The sequence below is a fragment of the Bacillus sp. P4_D3 genome, from assembly GCF_056401855.1.
The window spans coordinates 1-3,652 of the sequence record NZ_JBFUIN010000324.1; the positions used below are offsets into that span (position 1 = coordinate 1).

A 3,652-nucleotide genomic window follows, 5' to 3' on the forward strand; every position below is an offset into this window, starting at 1 on the left:
GTGTACTAATCATTATCGTGATTAGTACACTTTGTGTCACTCTCGTAACAGGACTTTTAACAGAATTGCTATTAAAGCGGAAAGGATCCACACAATGATCGGCTTTCTTTGTTTACTATTAACACTATTCACATATTGGGTATCTAAAAAAATGTATCAACGCTGGAATTGGAGCTTACTTTCTCCCCTTCTTGTATGCCCAATCATTTTAATTGCTTTACTACTCGGATTAGATACACCATACGAAACCTACGAATCTGGTAGTCATTGGCTAACAGAATTATTGAAACCTGCAACGGTTGCTTTCGCGTGGCCAATCTATAAACACTTTGATCTATTAAAAAAACATGGAACGGCCATTTTAATTAATGTCATTGTTGGTTCATTTCTATCGGTTATTACTTCCGCACTATTAGCTGATTTTTTTCAAATTGACTCTACAATAGAACAAAGTTTAGCACCACACATTGTAACAACACCTATTGCAATGGCTATTTCAGAAATGATTGGCGGCATGTCACAATTAACAGCCGTTTTCGTCGTATTAACTGCCTTAACTGGAGCATTACTCGGTCCTACGCTCATACGCATATGCCGTATTAAAACAGCGCTCGCAAAAGGAATAATGCTAGGTACTAGCGCGAATGGAACCGGAACATCAAAAGCATTTGAAATCGGTCCTGTAGAAGGTACAATTGCAAGTTTATCAATGCTTTTAACAGCTGGAGCTAGTTTAGTTATCGTTCCGCTTTTCTTATCTTGGATACAATAAAAAAGAAAGTATTTAAACACTTTCTTTTTTATTTGTATATTTATATAATAGCTCATATTCTTCTGGAAACGATAAAGATAATTTTTTCACTTCATCTATTCCTTTCCAATCTATTTCATGTATTAACTCATCAGGGTCTTGTATTTTCATGTTACCACCTATTAACTTCACAACATAGTAATACACATGAACTGGTACCCCATATGTTATCCCCTTTTTTTCACATAGCTTGTCTATAACTTCTACTTCATAACCCGTTTCTTCCCATACTTCACGAACACAACACTCTTCAAGCTCTTCTCCCTCTTCTTGTCCTCCACTCGGCACAGACCATCGCTTCTCTTCATTTACTTTTCCTTGTAATACCATTAGAAACTCATTCTTTTCATTCATACATATAGCTGCCGTACCAATCCATCTTTTCATCCTATCTCCCCCCATACTAACTTTCTATCTTTCTTTATATTTATCCTTGAAAAAAGAGGAAAAAAGTAAAACGATGACGAAAGATTACATCAACTTCATGAGCAGTCCCTTCTTAGAAATTCAAACCGAAAGGATGAAATTATGATTTCTAAATATGTTGTGGAATGTATTTTTTGTGAAGAAAATCGGAAACCTCGACAAGCAATTGTCACAGTGCCTGCTACTTCTCAGCTACTAGCAATCCAAAAAGTACGGGCTGAATGCAAACGCCGCTTTGGAAAAACTTTATTATTGCAAACAGAAATTAAAGAAGAATTACTCTTTGAACAAAAAGAAAGCTGACCATAAATTGGCCAGCTTTCTTATCCGATCATATTTTCACATGAAGATTAGGGGCATCCTCTTTAAGGATCGGGATTTACCCATTATGTGCGTTCCATAATGGTCATCGAACAATATATTTCTATACAATAAACTATTGAATAGAATAGGGCAAAACTTGTTCGCATTTTTAGAAAAGGGATAGGGATATAATTCAAGTAATACTTCGAATACTCGAACTTTACACTCATTATATTAAAGCAAATCTTTTTATATGGGAAATATGAATTACTTACATAATTCATTCGTAAAATATATTAATAGTTTTCTTTACTCTACTAACAACATACATACATCCAGCTAGTATCGGTGTCATAATAATTGCCACATATTCCCCCTCCAATTATCTATCATATGCGCACTTCTATACAAACAAAAAGCACCCTAAATGGATGCTCTTTCTACTTTTCTATATTGATACTATATACTTACTCTTGATTAATCAAAATAACAGCCGGACCAGAAACAACTACTCCGGCCACTTCTATCTTTTCAAATTCCATCACTGTAATAGATATAACCCCTTCTCTTTCCATCAATTCCTTACTCAGGACATCAGTCGGTATCGCTTTCACCGCCCTACCTCCTTTTCATTTTATACAAAATTATAAAAAACTACCCAATGCCTCTAAATATATGCATCACCTCCGCTTTCATTCCTTATTCCATTCAACAATTCATGCCCCTTCTAAAACAAATTAAACAATAAAAAAGAAGCTATAAAAGATATAGCTTCTTCCCTCAATATAGCGCTTTTACCTTTTACCTTTCTCCATTCATTCAACACCCCTACTTTATTTTTCACTTCGCAACATAATTCATCTGGCCAATCATATCTCTAAGCTTTTGTAGTTCTCGTGCTGTATATATTACTTTACTTGTTAAAACTTCATTTCTGAAAAACGTTACAATTTGCTCTCTATCTTTAAATCTCGGCAATTCTTCATTAGAAAGATCAATAACTTCTTTTCCACTTTCATTTTCAAAATATACAATCGGTTTTACTTTTTCCTTTACAATATCTACTTGCATCTCTTCCAAACAATTATATAAAGTTTGAGATAGTATTTTCGCTTTATACGCTGGATTCCCTTCATTTCTTACTTGCATAGTTAATGAAGTTCCCTCCGTAATAAATTCAAACGTCTCTTCTTTTTCAATTTCATGTTGATACTTACCAATTTCCTCCATCATAAATGAACATACACCAGCATTTTCTCTCGTTAAACCATGAATTAATGTCCCCGTCCATTCTTTCGTCTCAAGTAGATAAATGCCAGTTTTACATAAGATGAGGTGATGGATTCGATTATCATTTATGTCACGTTTATCTCTATATTTATTGCGCATCATAAAAACGTTCGGTATAATATGAAACTCTTCTTCTAGTATTATTCCTTGCTCAACGAAACCTCGCTTCATATAATGTAATGTTTCATGCGCATTCACTTCAGCACCATTTTTGGTATATTCTCGTAAATCCGCAATTAAATTTTGAAACATATGTATTTCACTACTATGCTTATCTTGCATTTCACTACGTTCTTTACTATGTTGAACAGCCAATTGATTTTTCATCATACGCATATTTTCAAGTTCTCTAGCTGTATTCACTTGTAAATCATTATATTTTTTCTGTTCCATGTTCTTTAAAGTATCCTGTTGTTCTTTATGCCCTGTAATCGTAGCTGCAATCTCATTTTCATACGTTTCAATCGCTTGTTTCTTTTCAAACTCTACTTGCTGACTCTCTGATTCTAACTGTTTATTTTTATAAAACAGTACAAACACTACAGCTAATAATATTAAAATCCCACCTATTAGCACATACTCCATATTATTACTCCTTTATTTCATTTCCGATTATTTTTAAACATATATCAAATACATTATACTATGTTATCAATATATACTTTGTAAAAATTATATATTTTTCATAAAAAAGCACCTTAAGCAAAATACCACTTTATTGTCCACAAGAAATTTCATTGCATACTTTTACTACTTCAATGAATTAAAAACAGACCTTATAATTACAAGGCCTGTTGCAAACTCCCTTTATTTTGTAGTAAG

At 33.3% G+C, this 3,652-nt stretch carries 5 protein-coding genes and 1 pseudogene; 3 read left to right on the forward strand and 3 right to left on the reverse strand.

What is annotated here, in order from left to right; genetic code table 11:
• Positions 1-98, forward strand: a pseudogene (locus AC1DTM_RS20315) (CidA/LrgA family holin-like protein); the annotation flags it as partial.
• Entirely contained in the window at positions 95-772 is a 678-nt protein-coding gene (locus AC1DTM_RS20320) for an LrgB family protein (protein ID WP_016105859.1), read from the forward strand. The pseudogene AC1DTM_RS20315 and the gene AC1DTM_RS20320, both read left to right, overlap by 4 nt.
• 12 nt (positions 773-784) lie before the next feature.
• Here AC1DTM_RS20320 and AC1DTM_RS20325 read toward each other — a convergent pair whose 3' ends face one another.
• A complete protein-coding gene (locus AC1DTM_RS20325) occupies positions 785-1,198 on the reverse strand; it encodes an NUDIX hydrolase (RefSeq protein WP_016105860.1) in 414 nt (137 codons plus the stop codon).
• A gap of 141 nt (positions 1,199-1,339) precedes the next feature.
• Between AC1DTM_RS20325 and AC1DTM_RS20330 the strand changes: the two genes are divergently transcribed.
• Positions 1,340-1,540, forward strand: coding sequence for a DUF3903 domain-containing protein (locus AC1DTM_RS20330; RefSeq protein WP_002111199.1), 201 nt, complete (start codon positions 1,340-1,342; stop codon positions 1,538-1,540).
• A gap of 467 nt (positions 1,541-2,007) precedes the next feature.
• Here AC1DTM_RS20330 and AC1DTM_RS20335 read toward each other — a convergent pair whose 3' ends face one another.
• Positions 2,008-2,154: a BC1881 family protein gene (locus AC1DTM_RS20335; protein ID WP_002111200.1), complete on the reverse strand. Its 147-nt coding sequence runs from the start codon at positions 2,152-2,154 to the stop codon at positions 2,008-2,010.
• A gap of 226 nt (positions 2,155-2,380) precedes the next feature.
• The gene (locus AC1DTM_RS20340) at positions 2,381-3,415 is read right to left on the reverse strand and encodes a nuclease-related domain-containing protein (protein ID WP_016105861.1); all 1,035 of its coding nucleotides are present in this window, start codon (positions 3,413-3,415) and stop codon (positions 2,381-2,383) included.
• Positions 3,416-3,652 lie beyond the last annotated feature (237 nt).